The sequence below is a fragment of the Snodgrassella sp. ESL0253 genome (assembly GCF_013344965.1).
Taxonomy (GTDB): Bacteria; Pseudomonadota; Gammaproteobacteria; order Burkholderiales; family Neisseriaceae; genus Snodgrassella; species Snodgrassella alvi_B.
In genome coordinates, this window is sequence record NZ_JAAEDQ010000002.1 from 214825 (window position 1) to 231646 (window position 16822).

General features: G+C 46.1%; 11 protein-coding genes. 3 read left to right on the plus strand and 8 right to left on the minus strand.

All coding sequences use genetic code 11. From position 1 onward, the window contains the following. Positions 1–224: 224 nt before the first annotated feature. Positions 225–2099 carry a ribonuclease catalytic domain-containing protein gene (locus GYX26_RS02885; protein WP_174827961.1) on the minus strand — a complete coding sequence of 625 codons (1875 nt, stop codon included), beginning with the start codon at positions 2097–2099 and terminating at the stop codon, positions 225–227. Between the two features lie 940 nt (positions 2100–3039). Between GYX26_RS02885 and GYX26_RS02890 the strand changes: the two genes are divergently transcribed. Together GYX26_RS02890 and GYX26_RS02895 are read left to right on the plus strand one after the other, a co-directional pair. Continuing rightward, positions 3040–3267 carry an exodeoxyribonuclease VII small subunit gene (locus tag GYX26_RS02890; RefSeq protein WP_100091087.1) on the plus strand — a complete coding sequence of 76 codons (228 nt, stop codon included), beginning with the start codon at positions 3040–3042 and terminating at the stop codon, positions 3265–3267. Beyond that, positions 3251–4147 (plus strand): polyprenyl synthetase family protein, encoded by an 897-nt coding sequence (locus GYX26_RS02895; RefSeq protein ID WP_238791215.1) that lies wholly within the window; start codon positions 3251–3253, stop codon positions 4145–4147. The genes GYX26_RS02890 and GYX26_RS02895 overlap by 17 nt, the downstream gene beginning before the upstream one ends. A gap of 103 nt (positions 4148–4250) precedes the next feature. Here GYX26_RS02895 and GYX26_RS02900 read toward each other — a convergent pair whose 3' ends face one another. Then, a complete protein-coding gene (locus GYX26_RS02900) occupies positions 4251–4820 on the minus strand; it encodes an L-threonylcarbamoyladenylate synthase (RefSeq protein WP_174827962.1) in 570 nt (189 codons plus the stop codon). A 99-nt stretch (positions 4821–4919) separates the two neighbouring features. Between GYX26_RS02900 and GYX26_RS02905 the strand changes: the two genes are divergently transcribed. Continuing rightward, positions 4920–5693: a HesA/MoeB/ThiF family protein gene (locus GYX26_RS02905; RefSeq protein WP_194240682.1), complete on the plus strand. Its 774-nt coding sequence runs from the start codon at positions 4920–4922 to the stop codon at positions 5691–5693. 17 nt (positions 5694–5710) lie between these two features. Here GYX26_RS02905 and GYX26_RS02910 read toward each other — a convergent pair whose 3' ends face one another. The 6 genes from GYX26_RS02910 to lpxC form a co-directional block, all read right to left on the minus strand. Continuing rightward, positions 5711–6916: an MFS transporter gene (locus GYX26_RS02910; protein WP_100091085.1), complete on the minus strand. Its 1206-nt coding sequence runs from the start codon at positions 6914–6916 to the stop codon at positions 5711–5713. A 56-nt stretch (positions 6917–6972) separates the two neighbouring features. Beyond that, on the minus strand, positions 6973–7842 hold the full coding sequence (locus GYX26_RS02915) for a patatin family protein (RefSeq protein WP_174827963.1): 870 nt from the start codon (positions 7840–7842) through the stop codon (positions 6973–6975). A 139-nt stretch (positions 7843–7981) separates the two neighbouring features. After that, complete coding sequence (locus GYX26_RS02920) at positions 7982–8131, minus strand: hypothetical protein (RefSeq protein ID WP_174827964.1); 150 nt, start codon at positions 8129–8131, stop codon at positions 7982–7984. Between the two features lie 471 nt (positions 8132–8602). Next, positions 8603–14491: an ESPR-type extended signal peptide-containing protein gene (locus GYX26_RS02925; RefSeq protein ID WP_174827965.1), complete on the minus strand. Its 5889-nt coding sequence runs from the start codon at positions 14489–14491 to the stop codon at positions 8603–8605. A gap of 827 nt (positions 14492–15318) precedes the next feature. Next, positions 15319–15678 carry a hypothetical protein gene (locus GYX26_RS02930; protein WP_037408098.1) on the minus strand — a complete coding sequence of 120 codons (360 nt, stop codon included), beginning with the start codon at positions 15676–15678 and terminating at the stop codon, positions 15319–15321. A 115-nt stretch (positions 15679–15793) separates the two neighbouring features. Further along, a complete protein-coding gene (gene lpxC / locus GYX26_RS02935; RefSeq protein WP_174827966.1) occupies positions 15794–16711 on the minus strand; it encodes a UDP-3-O-acyl-N-acetylglucosamine deacetylase in 918 nt (305 codons plus the stop codon). Positions 16712–16822 lie beyond the last annotated feature (111 nt).

The following is a 16822-nucleotide window of genomic DNA, read 5'->3' on the forward strand; positions in this document are numbered from 1 at the left end:
AATAGAAATGCAACCCATATATGGGCTGCATGTATAAAAACAAGGTTTTAAGCGAAACTTATTTCTAAATGTAGCAACACGGGCAACCGGCCAACTTACTTAATACACAGACAAACAACACAAAGGATACAACAGTATATTTATCCGGCCAGCAAAACAGCGCATCAATTCATAACCAGCCAGCCGCCAATCGTAAAATCTTTCCTAATAATTCACCCACACAATCAGCCACCAGCTACCGGCACCAGAACATTGACATAATTAAGCCCGACATTTACCTGCTCCAGATCAATTCCGGTTATCGCCACCTTCATCTGGCATTTGGGCATGGCATCAATCGGCACGCCAGTAACACGGCTAACCAGAGGCAGCCCCTCAATGCGTACCAAATCATCACGTATTAACTGGGCAGTCAGTTCCTGCAACTGTTCCTGCTGGATATATATCAGGCTCCAGTACGCTTCCATATGACGCTGGAAATCATTATAAGCAGTGTAAGCCGATTCAAAATCACGCAGCACCGCAAACAGCATGGCATCCTGTGGTTCAAAGCGGGATGGGGCGTCCTGGTCAAGTAAACTGATTAATTGCTTCTGGTTGATATAATCAGTAGCACGCCGTAACGGCGAAGTAAACCAGGCATAATGTTTCAGACCCAAACCAATATGTGGCTCAGACTGGGTACTCATACGCACCCTGCCGGTTGGCTGCACCCGGAACAGACCAGCCATACCCGCCTCATCCAGCATTTGTGCCCAGGTACTGTTGGCAAAAATCATCAGCTCACTTACCAGCGTATCAATCGGGGCACCACGTTCCCGTACACTGATGCGCACTTTGTTTTCTGTTTCCAGCTTAATCCCATAATCGTATTGGGGTAAGCGTTCGGGATCATATTTACCCCGTGCCTGCATTCTGGCTATGGCAAAATCATACAACCAGTTCATTTCATGCTGATGAGCAAAAACTTCGGTGTCACCGCGCGCCTGCTGGGGCTGAAATGCCTGCTCAATATTTTCAATACGTAAATTACAGTCTATATAAACCGATTCAATCCGCGATTCACAGTGCACAATCTCAAACTGCGGATTAACTTCAGCATACAGACTCACTGCCGGCCGTGCAGCACCTTCATCCAGACTGAAAGCAGCTATCCAATTATCCGGCAGCATCGTGATTTTACCACCGGGATAATACACCGTACTCTGGCGTTCAAATATCAGCTTCTCCAGCGGAGATTCAGCAGTAATAGCCAGCGCAGGAGCAGCAATATGAATACCGACCAGTTTGTTACCATTGGGCAGGTCGCGCACACTGAATGCATCATCTACCTCACTGGTTTCAATATCATCAATAGAAAATGCCTGCACTGCTGTATCAGCAGCAGGCAGGTTGTGGATAATTGGCACTGCATAATCGCCACAGTCCACGCCCTTAGGAAACTGGGTTAGCAAAAAGCCATCAAGAAAATATTCAGGCAGGGGTGGCACAGCGCCAACACTCTGGAGCAGGGCAAAGCGTGATGTTTTTTTCTGTTCAGCAGCTTTTATCACCGCCTTGTAGCTCTGGCTCTGTTTGTCTGGCGCATGCAGAATCATTTTGGCATCAGCAGCAATAGCGGCAGGCAGGCTGCCAGCCAGCAACTCCTGTATCCAGCTATTCATTTGCGCTTCCTGCTGTTTACGCCGTTCAATCGCCGCCAGAGCCTGCTGTAAGGTTTCTGCCGGTGCAGCCTTAAATACCCCTTTATTTTTCTTGTAAAAATACATGGGTGCGGCATACAGAGCCATTAATGTGGCCGCCAGCTCAACATTCCCGCTGTTGCTGCCAAAATATTCCGTAGCTGCACTGGCTGCGGTAAATTCAGCTTCACTACCCACCGCTTCCCACAGAAGACTGATATCAATACCCGCAGCAGCATCGGCGGCCTGCTGTAAAAACTGTGCAGCATCGCTGTCAAATGCCAGAAAAACATGACTGGCCTTGATTTTTGCCCGTTTACCGTGCTGTGTATTAACCAGAAAAGTAGCATCGTTTTTCTGCACTACCTCTGCTACTTTAAACTGACCTGACTCCTCATAAAAAATATGTTTACCCATAACGCCTACTTAAACCAAAGAAACTACCCAAGTAACCTGTAAAACAGTTTGAAAAACCACCAATTATTCGATTATAAACGAATGTACAGCATTTCAAGTTTTACGCTGGAACTACCATTGTGCTTCCATACAGCCATGCCAGTACAAATAGTTCACTATTACTTCCCCTCTGGTTTTTCTGTTCTCCATATGTCAACCATTAAAACATACAAATTAAATAATTCTATGTTTTAATTTTTTAATAAAACTATCACTCAAAGTTAGCACAACATAATTATGCTTTAAACAATATTATGCTTTAAAACCAGATAAATAAACAGTAAAAACTCTTCTTATCTGATACCATTCATAATAGTAAGCAAAAATTTATACCATGCCAAACAAATAACCAACCAAACATCATCAATAAAATGATAAAGTACACAAGCAGACATGTCCGCAAACCAGACCATTGTGCTAAATTTATGCTGTTAATATAAGCTGTAGAGAACCAAATTTTACCAGCTTTTAGCTATCAGGCCTGTTTGATATTTCCACAACCATCGCATCATCCGCAATCAGCATCTGAAAAAATTAATTACATTGAAATAAACTTCAATATTACAATAGTATTTTAAATAAAACTATTAATATTCAAAAAATAAAATATTAATTAAATAAAATTAATCATTTAAATAAGCAAAGCTTCTGAAGAAAATACCTGTGCCAATTTAGTTATACATCTGAAAACCATTAACAAAAGTATCATTAGGATTCTTAATGTTTATACTCATGCATATAGACACCAGCCCTATTTCCGCAGAAACAGTCCGATAACATACCAGCCAGCAGCTTACCTAAACCGATAAGCTACCATCTCATCTCACAGATATCCACAGCAACAGCAACAGCAACAGCGTGAGTGTTACAATAGCCATAAATTCGCGTAAAGAGCCACGATATGAAGAAAATAACGCCCAAAAGCTATGAAGAAGCCATCCAGCAACTGGAAAAAATTACCGAATCCATGCAAAACAACGACTTGCCTTTAGAAGAATCACTGGCAGCCTATGAATATGGTCAGGAACTGGTGCAATACTGCCAACAGAAACTGGCTGAAGTAGAACAAAAACTACAGCTACTGGATCACGGTGAATTAAAGGAGCTTAAACTTGAAGCAGAGGAGTGATTTTACCGGCTGGCAAAAACAGGCACAAACACATGCCGAACAAACCCTAACCCGACTATTACCACCAGCCACACAGCTTCCTGCCCCACTGATTGAAGCCATGCGCTATGCCACACTGGATGGCGGCAAACGTTTGCGCCCGATGCTGGTATTGGCTGCTGCCGAGCTGGGCAATGCCATCACAGAAGCAGTGGATTATGCTCTGGCCGCAGTCGAATGCATTCATATTTATTCACTCGTGCACGACGACATGCCGGAAATGGATAACGACAGCCTACGCCACGGCAAAGCCGCCTGCCACATACAATACACACCGGCAACAGCCTTACTGGTTGGCGACGCCCTGCAAAGCATGGCTTTCAGCCTGCTGAGCCGGCCAACCAGCCTTGAAGCCACCCGCCAGCTACGCATGATACAGACACTGGCGCAGGCCGCTGGCTGTAATGGCATGGCTGGCGGACAGGCCATTGATCTGGCTCATGTGGGTCTCAGCCTGAATCAAACCGAACTCGAGCACATGCACCAGTTGAAAACCAGCGCACTGATTCGGGCAGCCGTCACACTGGGCGGTCTTTGCTGTCCGGACATCAACCAGCAGGCACTGACAGCACTCGACAGTTATGCCACCCATCTGGGACTGGCCTTTCAGGTTATTGATGATGTTCTGGATTATGAACAGGATAGTGACATCCTGGGCAAAACCGCCGGTAAAGATGCTCAGGCCAACAAACCCACCTACGTTAGCCTGATGGGGCTGGCTACCGCACGCCGGTATGCCGAAAATCTGGTACAAAAAGCCATTGATGCGCTGGCTGATTTTGACCAGCGTGCAGCTCATCTGCGTGCACTCGCCCAATTTGTTGTTGCCCGCAATCACTAAAGTCGCACCATGCGTGATGTGAACAACCATAGCAGTGCAATACCCGTTCTGCTGTTGCAGCTACCAGTACGGATATTCAGATATCAGCCAGTAGCCGGAATAACTAACGCAGCCGCTTACCGGATACCCAGTCAATAATCTGGCTGGGCTGTTTGCGCCCGCCAGTGCGCCCACCTACAATCATCACCTGACGCCCGAACTGGCGTCTGACTTCCCGTTCTGTACCACAGGCTTTTTTTCCGGCTCGATTACATGAAGTAGACACTAGCGCCGTACCGACAGCCCGGCACAAAAAGCGCGCTGTTGCCAGATCAGGAATGCGTACCGCCAGCGTTTGCCGGCCTCGCCCGCGTAACACTGGCAACACCCGCTGCCGTACCGGTAACAGCAAGGTTTTAGCAGCCGGCCATTGCTGACTGACGGCCGCCACTTCGGTGGCAGACAATGGTGCCAGCAAAGATTGCAGTTGCGCAAAATCAGCAGCAATAACAATCAGGCCTTTATGTTGCGGCCGTTTCTTCAGCGCAATCAGCTTACGCAGCGCCGGCGCATAAGCGGGCAGACAACCAAGTCCATAACTGCCTTCCGCCGGATAAGCAATCAGGCCGCCACGATGCAGATGGGCGCGCAGACGATGTAAAAACCGGCCGGCCGGCCGGACAGGATGGCGCATAGATATTCAGAGAAATAAACCAAACTATTATAATAGCAGTGCAGAATCAACCAGACTACTCATGCCCCCAGATACTGCATTCAATCGCCAGAGGCTACCATGATTACTGATGAACAACTATTGCGTTACAGCCGTCATATTTTACTGGATAAACTGGATATTGCCGGACAGGAAGCCATTCTTGCCGCGCGGGCACTGGTGATTGGTGCCGGCGGCCTGGCACATCCGGCACTCACGTATCTGGTGTCCAGCGGAGTAGGGCACATCACCGTTGTGGATAACGACAGCATCGAAATCAGCAACTTACAACGCCAGTACTGGTTTAGTGATCGGGATATCGGTGAGGCAAAAGCCCGTGTATTGTGCCAGCTACTACAGGCACATCACCCGCAGGCTCAATTACAGTCGGTTGTGGCCAGAGCAGATGCCAGCCTGTTACAACAACTGGTGCAACATGCCGACATTATTCTGGATTGTACCGACAATTTTGCCAGCCGCCGTCTGATTAATCAGGCCTGCTTCAATGCGCGCAAACCACTGGTTTCAGCCTCAGCCTTAGTATTTGCCGGCCAATTGGCCGTATATGATTTCCGCAACGGCCACGGCCCCTGTTATCAGTGTCTGTTTGAAGAAGAAATGAATGATGAAGGCGCCAGTTGTGCCAAAAACGGCGTTTTTGCTCCGTTACTGGGCATAATGGGTGCGGCACAGGCAAGTGAAGCATTGCAGGTAATCGCTGGTATTCATCCTGTAGGCTGCTGGTTACACTGTTTTGACGCTCATCGCTTTCAGTGGCAACGTTTGCAGCTAGCGGCCAATCCGGACTGCCCTGTATGTGGACAAACAGCCTTATCCACAAAATCCTGTGGATAAGGTTGTGTATATCTGTATTATTTCTGAAAATCAGACAGCTTGCGATCCTGTCCAGCTTTCCAGCCGGATACAGTAATCACCAGTGCGGCAAACAGCATTAACCATAATGCAGGAAACCATGAATGAATGATATCGTGCAAAGCACCCATTAATACCGGCCCCACCGACGCAAACAGATAACCACAGGTTTGTGCCATTCCGGATAACAGTACTCCCTCAGTAACACTACCGCTGCGCAGACTGAAAAACATCATACTCAGACAAAAAGCCCCACTGATTCCCAGCCCCAGCAGCAATACCGCTGGTAAATAGCAACTGCGCCACGGCGACATCAGCAATAATACCGACAATATCAACGCCACCCCGCACATCGCACCAATCCAGTGCTGCTGTTTTAATCTGGCTGCATAAATCGGTATCAGCAAATTAGTTGGTACCATCACCAGCTGCATCAATCCAAGCCAGCCACCGGCTTCTGTTGCAGACACCCCGGCTTTGGCCACAATCTGCGGCAGCCAGCTAACCGTTGAATAAAATAGAAATGACTGAAACCCCATAAACAGGGTTACCTGCCAGGCCAGCGGATTACGCCACAAATGTACCGTTACCGGCCGCGAACGGACAGCAGCTCTGGGAATGGCATTGGCGGCCTTAAACGGCAGCCACCAGATAACCATTGCCACCAGTGCCGGCAGCACCCAGATTACCAGCGCACCGCGCCAGCCCCACAGATTATCGTGAGCCAGCGGCGCACTCAAAGCAGAGCCTGCTGCCCCGCCAACATTCATAGCCAGTGCATATAAGGCCGTAACCAGCCCCATTTTTAATGGAAAATACTGTTTTACCATGCTGGGAATCAGCACATTCCCTACCGCAATGGCACAGCTAAGCAAAGCCGTACCGGTGAGCAGTAGAAACAGCCCCCCGCCACAACGCAGCACCAGCCCCAGAGTTAAGACCCACAGAGCAAAAAATATCATTTGCTCCGCGCCCAGCCGTGCTGCCATTCTGGGGATAAAAATAGAAAACAGACCAAATGTCAGCAACGGTACTGTAGTCAGCAGCCCGGCCAGCGTACTGCTAATCTGGAGCTGGAGCTGAATATTCTGCAACAAAGGCCCCACACCAGTCAGAGGCCCACGCAAAACCAAGGCCAGCGCCAGAATCGCCACAAAAAGACTTAGTAGATGCTGTGTTTTCGATACAGCCGAATCTGTTTTCATTACTTCACCAAATTACCGTTACCCTTAATCCTACAGATTAAGACTGAAGAAACCATTTAATTTTGCGGCCATCGTTGCAATAAGGCATGGCCGCATTCCAGACCCGCTGCATAACTATAACGCAAACGACCGGCATCGCGACACAGGCGTCCGGCCATTTTGCTATCATTTGGGGGATTAATTTCAATAATATAGCGACAGTTTTCAGGCTGCCGCATCCATGCCAGCGTAGCATTATAATGTTTTACCCGCTGACGTAACGCCTGTGCAAACCCACCGGCAGGTAAGCGCCGTGCCAGCAAAGCATCACTCAGGCCACCATTCTTAATATAATCATACGTACGGGTGCGAATAACCACCACACGGCCGATATTCGGCTGCGACAGCGCCCACTGTACCGGCAGGGCATCTGCCACGCCGCCGTCATAATAACATTCACTACCGATTTGTACTGGCTTGCGGATAATAAAGGGAATTGAGCTGGAAGCACGCAACACGTCCAGAAAAGATTCGGGTTGGGCGACAGCATATTGTGGCAGACCACTAACTGCATTACTCAGCACAATCCGGAAATCACGCTGCTGTGCAAACATGCGCTCACAATCCAGCGGATTTTCCTGCTGTACAACCCGCCATAACCAGTCGATATCCATCAGATCACCACCGCGGATAAAGCGTGACCAGCGAATAAATTCCGGCCGGCACGACTGATCCAGCAGAACAGCCAGATTGCGACCCTCTTGTCCGGCCAGATAGCTGGCAATGGTACTGGCTCCGGAAGACACCCCAACCAGCAAAGTAAATGGATTAAATTCTGCCTGCAAAAAAGCATCAGTAACCCCGCTACTGAATGCAGCGCGCATCCCTCCGCCTTCCACAACCAGCGCAGTCTGCGTTCTGGCTGGTTCCTGCTCAGTATCAGGCATTATTTACCATTTCCATTCTTATGTAATGTTAAATTAATATTATTAAATATATAATACTAGCCGCATTAAATCAATGAAGCTTCCAGCAGGTAGTTTCACCTCAGCGTTCTGCTGCCTGCAAGCACCTAAGCCTGCCCGTTTACACATCTGCCAGTAAAACAATCAGCATACCATTTAAACATACTCCTCTGGCAGCATTATTCTGTCTATCCGGCGAGTAAACACCCACAATAATGACAGCCTGCACCAGATTAGCTGCATTTTTATACAGCCTCCACGGTACAAGCAAAACTGTTCTGCCATAAGTAGTAAAAAATAAAGACAATAGCTTGTATATCGTCACAAGCCCTTTGATTGAAGAAAACCGGCACAGTTAACTGAAAATTTCCAGCGCCACAGTCAGAACAGCCCAGCATATCAAGTACAAACCGAGCAAAGCCTGTAAACAATTCTGCTGTTATCCAGTTAATAAGATTGTTATCTGGGATACTTATAGCAGACAGGACAGCTACCCCCCGCAACCGGCTAAAACAGCAGTCTAGCAGGTAAAAATCAGCCAAGCCGGTTAACTCTTCTCTTCACTAGCCGCAGCAACCCAATATGCTCAAGCCATTAATTCAGCCAGACTACGCAGGTGCAAATTAGCTAAAGCAAATATTTCACACCAAAATCATTCGCACTTTAGCGTATTGCCAAGCCATAAAAAACTTCCGGATTCAGAAGAAATCCGGAAGTTACTTTAGCTATGCAGCAAAATGGTTTAGTTACTGCTCCATTTGAAGCCTACACCACCATTAAAGCCAACTTCTTTGCCGGTGGTGGAAACACCTGCACCCCAGCCAATATTACCGCTATTGCTGATTGCCTTATAGTTGGCACCTACAGCAGTATAGCCACGGTAAGTACCTACACCTACACCAACAGCCTGTTCACCAGCATTCAGAGATGGCAGATAAGCACCGGATAATGCCATGGCCAGAGCAGTACCTGAATAAGCACGACGTTCCGTACGCTGTAAACGTTCATTTACTCTATTCACATACTTATTGATGTTATCAATCTTATTATTAACACCTTTAAGCTGAGCCACATTCACAGCATCCGAATCGTCAAAACCCGCAGCAACACCGGTTATCTGACGATATTTTGGCTTATCACCATTTGGATCACCCACAGATACCGCGCCAGCAGTACTTGTCGTTTTACGGATGGCATCTTCCTGCTCCTCGGTTGCCGTTCCCGGTATATAACCTACTATTCCGGCTTTCTTGTCCGCTATTGAACCCGCTCCCAGAGCAATACCTCCAGTCTCCGTTACCTGTGCGCCGCTACCCAGTGCTATACCATTTTCCACCGATGCGGTTGCACCTGCACCTATCGCAATCGCCGAAGTACTAACGGCAGCCGCTCCTCCGCCTACTGCTATCGAATTAGCATGCGATGCCATTGCCGGGGCTCTATCTGTCGAACCGAAGCGGGCATACATCGTACCATTATTCTGCATATTTTCCAGTACTTTAGCCACATCATTTACTATCTCTTTGCTACCATCTGGCTTAGTAATTTCATAGTCATGCAAAGCAACTTTGTTTTCAGACGGATTGTACGAAGCACCCAGACCTGATGTTATGGAGGAAATTTGGTTGCTCAGTGCAGTTGACAGACTGTTCAGCGCCTCTTGTGAAATACCGCTGTCTGTGGGCAAGTTATCTACTCTTGTAGACAGATTAGCCAGATCGTTTTTCACAGATGACAACTGACCAAAATTGACTGCATCGGTAGTTTCCTGACCATCCCCCACATTGGTAATCCGCTGTGCCACCACTTCACCATTAATATTACGGCTGGCATCATAAGCTTGCAGCGAATTATTCCACTGCAATGCATTTACCTGCAGGCTAGAAATACTGCTACTAATCCCACCTATTTGCAGCACATTGTTTATCGAAGACAAACTGCTTGAAGTTGCGGTAGACAAACTAGCCAGATCACTTTTCACAGTAAACAACTGTCCACCTGTTACTGCATCATGCGAATGCTCACTAATATCGCCATCGGCCACATTAATAATCTTGCCAGGCTCAGAAGCACGAGTGAGGCTGCCTGGTTTGCTGGCATCAAATGCGCCTTCACCTCCATTATACTCACTATTCCATCTCAGGCTGTTCTGGCTGTCCTCTTGCAATTTAGCCACATTGTTGTGCATTTCCACATAACCGGTAGACAGACTGTCTATGCGGGTATTGGTATCGCTCACCAGATTATTCAGACTATCATTTGTTGTACTCAGGCTCTCTAACAGACCTGAGTATCCGCTAGACAGGGAGTTAGTGATGTTAGTGATGTTACCGATTTCAGCAGTCATTGCCGTTGAAACTGCTGTCGACAAACTGTTGACGCTGGATGAGGTAGAGCTGGACAGAGTTGAGAGCTGGCCAAAATTAACCGCATCGGTAGCTTCCTGGCCGGCAGCCACATTGGTAATCCGCTGTGCCACAGCTTCACCATTAATATTATGGCTGGCATCATAAGCCTTCAGCGAATTATTCCACTGCATTGCATTCTGCTGTAATGCCGTCAGGTTCTGATTAGTACTACCCAGACTGTCATTCAGATTGGACGACAGACTGCTCAGACTAGATGAGGTCGCCGTTGACAAGCTGTGCATCTGCATACCGTTGATGGCATCAGTTGAAGTTTCACTGATTGCGCCATTGGCAATACCGGTTAGTTGCTGAGATTTGCCTCCACGGGTTGCATCAAAGGCACCCTCAGTACCACTGTTACTGTTCCATTGCAATGCATTGCCCTGCAATGCAACCACATTGCTCTCAACTGTGTTCAGCTTGTTAGTTACCTTACCCAGATCGCCCATCTGGGCATCGGTAAAGGTTTGCAGACTGGTCGACAGACTGCTCAAACCTGTTGAAGTAGAGCTGGACAGGCTAAAGAGCTGGCTGCCGTTAATGGCATCAGTAGAATCTTCAGCCACAGCACCAGCGCGGACATGAGTAATAAGCTGAGCACTACTACCGCCATGGCCGGCATCATAGGCACCACTACCATTATTTAAGTCTTCATTCCACAACAGTGCATTCTGCTGCAATGACTCAATATTGGCATTGGTACTGATGAAAGACATTGATGTTGACAAACTCAGATCAGCCAGCTTCCTGTTAGTATCGCTCAACTCATTGGTCAAACCGGCCAGACTAGTATCGCTAATGTTCTGCAGTGAACTTGACAACGAATTGAGAGTAGTACTTACACTGCCAGACAAATAGCTAAGCTGGCTATTGGTGGTAAACAACTGGCCACCGGTAACTACATCACTGGATCCGGCAGTTGCATCTCCAGCCTGCACATTGGTAATGCGCTGAGCCTGCCCATTGTGGGTAGCATCATATGCTCCTAGGTCAGCATTCCATAACAATGCATTCTGTTGCAGAGACGAAAGGCTGGAGTGGGTTGCAGCCAGCTTGTTATCAAAAACTGTAGACAGACTGCCTACTGCGTTATCGGCAAAATCATTCAGAGCAGTGGATAGACTATTAATACTAGTTGATGTTGATTGGGAAAGATTATTCAGCTCGGTATTAACTGTGCTGGACAAACTGCTCAAGTTGCTATTGGTGGTAAACAACTGGCCACCAGTAACTACATCACTTGAGGTTGATAATAAATCGGCATCAGCTACATTGGTAATTTTTCCCCGCCCGTCTGTCACACCATGACTGGCATCATAGGCTTGGCCATTCCATTGTAAAGCATCCTGCTGCAAGGTTGTAATATTGCTATTAGCAGTACTCAAACCAGTAGATAAACTTTTGACCCCGTCTGCAGAAATCCCATTTAGCGAAGAAGATAAGCTAGTCAGACTTTCTTGTGTCGCGGTGGAAAGAGTATACAACTGATTACCCGTTGCAACATCGGTTGAGTTGGATGCAAGCTCTGTCTCCAGTACATTGGTAATGCGCTGATTTTCATTTTCATATTTGGCGCTGTATGCCTGATCAGCACTACTCCATTGCAAAGCAGTTTTTTGCAGGGCTGCGATATCGCCGTTACTACCATCCACAAGTGAAGACAGGCTGTTGATAATTGATGTGGAAGAATCCTGTAAAGCCGTGCTCAAGCTATGCAAACCAGTTGAAGTTGATGTAGACAATGCGCTCACAGCAGTATTGGTCTCATGTAGCTGCGCACCAATAACCACATCAGAAGAAGTTGCATCTAACGCGCCGCTGGCAACACCGGTAATTTTCCGATCACGAGCATCATATGCACCTTCACCATTATTTAGACTTTGATTCCATAACAGTGCCTGATTTTTTACTTCAGTTATTTTATTGTCATTGTCATCCAGCTTAGCAGTAATTTCAGCCAGGTTGGTTACAGTAGCTGTAGAAAGACTGTATAACTGGCCACCGTTAATCGCATCGGTTGATCCTTGAGCAATACTACCAGCCTCAACATTGGTAATTTTTTGTGGCGCATCATTATGGCTGGCATCATATGCGCCGTTTTTCCACAGCAGGGCATTACTTTGCAGGCTAGCAACATCAGTACTGATATTACTGGCCACTGTAGACAGACTGCCAATATCTGCTATATTTAAATTGTTCATCTGCTCTCGCAGAGTCTGTAGTCCGTCAGAAACTTTGGTGTCTAAAGTGGACAGACTCACATTAGTTGTATACAGCTGGCCACCATTCACAGCATCTGTGGATGCTGCTGAGCTAATATCCCCAGCAGTAACATTAATAATCTTTGCGGTTTTTGCGCCAGATGCAAGATGAGCTGCATCGTAAGCATTTTCGCCTGCATTCCATTGTAATGCATCTTCTTGCAGATGCTGAATGCTGGTAGAGGTTGACCTTTGTAACTCATCTAAAGCAATTTGAGTATCATTAATGTGTGTATCTACAGAAGTTGAAAGAGAATCCAGCTTATTACTAGTTGAAAGAATACTTGAAGAAGCAGAATTACTTAGCTCAGTTAATCTTTCGTTGACCGTACCTAAACTGGATTCTGCGGAAGTAGACAGAGAAGCAATACTATTTGATGTGGCATTACTTAAGCTTTTTAGCTGCGCCACGTTTACAGCATCAGTATCCTGCGTACCGGCTGCCAGTCCGGTAATCTGCCGGGTGTGGCCGTTAGCAGCATCGCCAATAGCCACTGCATTGGCTGTGCTTTTCCAGACGGGTGTTGCTGCTGTTTCGGCACTGACGTCAGGATTAAATCCAGCCACACCACTCCCTGTAGAAGCCACAGAACCGCTGCCCAGAGCGACACCGCCGTCAACGCTGGCCATTGCACCTTCACCCAAGGCCACACCATTAGTGGCGCTAACCTTGGTATTGTTACCCAGTGCCAGACCATTGGCAGCACTGACATTAGCACGATTACCCACTATCATGGCACCGCTAGCTTTGGCAGAAACGGTGTTGTGGTTACCCAATATTCTGATATTGTCGGCTTTATCTGTACCTGTTGAATCAGTTTCTATGGTATTGTAATTACCAAATACGCCAGTATTATTAGCTGCGATGGTGCCGTTCTGATTACCGAAAGAATAGCTTCCATCACCTGTTACTATTGTTACACCGGTAGCAGCAGTTTTCTGAGTACCATTATCCTTATCATAGCTAGTAGTTTCAACAGAGCCGCCAATAGCACCAGATGCCTTGCCGCTAACCTGATTGGCCGAACCAATACTGATACTCTGCTCGCCTGTTGCCTGTGCTGCATTACCGATAGCCACAGCTGAATGCTGTAGAGCCTGCGCCTGTACACCCAGTGCGACAGTACCATCTGCCTTGGCCTGCGACAGCAGACCAGCTGCCACACTGCCCACTCCATTAGACGAAGCTACCGAACCCAAAGCCACACTGGAAACACCAGTAGCCTCGGCACCAACACCAAAAGCAATCGAAGCACGCCCAGAAGCTAAGGCCGCCGTTCCAATAGCCATCGCGCCACCCGCCAGAGCTGTAGCATTGGTGCCGAAAGCCATTGAATAGTTACCGGTTGTAAAAGAACCACAACCAGAGGCAAAAGAATACACGCCATAAGCTACAGGCATTTTACTTTCAGCTCCGCCAGTTTTGTTCCCCTGCATGGCTGCATTATTAGCATTTGTCGCGTTACTCGTTGTACCGTAGGGATTTTTGCCCTCAAAAGCTTGGTTTTTAGCAAATCGTAAATATTCGTCTAGTGCCGTTATTTCAGTACCGGTAATAGTACGGCCAGTAACGCCTCTGCCCTGAACTTCATCTGCACCACAAGTTTTAGTTGTACCTGCAAAATCGTTTGCTCCATTAAGAATAATGGAACCATGACTTGCCAGCAAATTTCCCTGCTGGTCTTTGTAGTTGTTTTGATGTGGGCTATTATCACCCACATTACTACCACCAATAATCGCTGCATTGGCAGCATATACATGTGATGACAGTAACGACATATTCAGAAATGAAGCTATAAGACCCAGTTTAAAAAGCGCACCCAATTTGGATTTGCTGCTTACCGAGGCAGCAGCGGGCAAAGAGGAAACGGTATCAGACTTGGTTCTGCTTTTCGCTAATTCGGAAGCTGCTACCCATGTCTGGGTTGTTTCATTCCATATAGCACGATATATTTTATTCAATTGGTTACTCCTGATTAGAAATCATGCTGTCAAACAAAATTCTAGATAACTATATAAAGATATTTAGTTAAATGTTAAATTATTTTAATTTAAATCTTTTGGTAATATAACATAAATATTTGTTTGGATGTAGTAAATAAACCAGCCAATAATTATCATGGTTAATAACTAACCTTTTTATACAATTACAAACATTTGAAATATATATATTTTTTAAGATTTGTTTTTTTAGGTTTACGTATATATATGTTTATTAACTACATTGTTTAGATATTATTATTGTCTTATTAACGCCACAATTACCCGATTAATGAATGTTTATGCTGATAAAAGAATCATTCACAGGTTGACATATATTTAAATCGCAGCAGGAAATCATTTATTGTTCTGCATGATAATAAAATTTAATAACACAAATGAATATTCAAATTTTATTTAAAACCGGCTAATATGGTATCAGCTATACTTTGAAAACAGCTTTAAATGAATATTATAATGTCTATTCTGCTTATAGCTAAGCAATAATACAATTTACCACAGTATAAAAAGTAGCTGGTTTGTACCCTATCCGACTATTTTTATTCAATCTGCCAAACGCCGTAAACTGAATGCCTATCTGTCTGTTTTGAAGCATATAAAAAAATTGTGCCGGTTAATCCGGATCAGAATAATTATCAATTCGTTTAGTCAGGCATGAATTCTGCTATGATTAATATGCAAATATATTGCCGTATGAATATACTGTCAAAACAGATAGCATACGGATCAGGCCTGTCTGTAAATCAATAAATTTTCGGCCAGCTTAATAACAGATACAGCACATACCATTACTGCGCCATCTGTTTTTCAACATCAATGAGCGCTCGGCGGGACAGAGCCAGATTGGCTCTGTTGCTGTCAAGTACAGAATACAAAAACAGACTGCCAAGCTTTTTCAGTGGCCGGATAAGATGATATTGATGACCAAGGGTAATCAGTATATCTTCGATTTCATCGTTCAGCTCCAGCATCTGCATGGTTTTGATCTTTGACCGGATAACTTCGGTACTGCTGGCAGCGGCAATTTCCAGATCAATTTTATTAATAGCACTACCAGCCATCAGCATACCGTTATCATAATCAACCACTGCAGCTGCCAGCGCACCTTCTACATTGAGTAATTGGGCTACAACAGCCTGATAGTTCATTTTCTTATCCCAGAATAGTGAATATAAAGCCAGATGATATCTATCCGGCCATGCTATTTTTAATGGCGCCTGATATTATAGCATATTCTGCACCCAAATAACGCTAAGTTAGCCCTCAGGCAGCCTGGGGCAGATGGTGAAAAGCGGAGGGCAATTGCCGGTTGTGCGGAAAAGTTACCCATTCATATGTTTCAGGCTGAGCCAGTAACTTACGTAGCAGTGCATTATTTATTGCATGGCCGGATTTGTAGCCTTCAAAAGCACCGATAACCGGATGGCCTAGTGTATAAAGATCGCCGATGGCGTCCAGAATTTTATGGCGCACAAATTCATCTGGATAACGTAATCCTTCAGGATTAAGAACATCCATGTCGTCAATTACAAGCGCATTAGTCAGATTTCCCCCCAGTCCCAGATTATGGCTGCGCATCAGCTCCACTTCCTGCATAAAACCGAACGTCCGCGCCCGCGATATTTCATCCACATAAGACTGGCCAGCAAAATCAATCTGAAAAGTCTGGTTACTGCGATTAAAAACCGGGTGATCAAAAGCTATGGTTAAAGTAACCCGAAAGCCCTCATACGGCGTAAATTTTACCCATTTGTCTCCTTCAGCAAGCATCACTGGCTGTTTTATCCGTAAAAAACGTTTTTCAGCAGGCTGATCGATAACACCGGCATCCTGTAACAGATAAATAAAAGGCAGGCTGGAACCATCCATGATGGGAATTTCCGGCGCATTCAGTTCTACAAGAATATTATCAATACCATAGGCTGCAAATGCCGACATAATATGTTCTATGGTACCGACACGAATACCATCTGTCGTGACTACTGTGGATGACAGACGTGTATCGTTAATCAGCTCAGGCTTCAGCTGCACAATCCTGCTCTGTTCCCCAAACAGATCAGTACGCCGAAAACGAATACCACTATCCGGTGCAGCCGGATACAGTCCCAGCCGTACCCGTTCACCGGAATGTAAGCCCACCCCGGTAACGCTGATGCTTTTTGCTAATGTACGCTGCAGCATATTCTGCTTCCTGCTTAATCTGATTGCACTATGGTAGCGAATTTCGCCAATGGAGGTAATGAATTTTATCAAAAAGTGGATAAATTATCGCTATTGCCCTTCATTACGGCC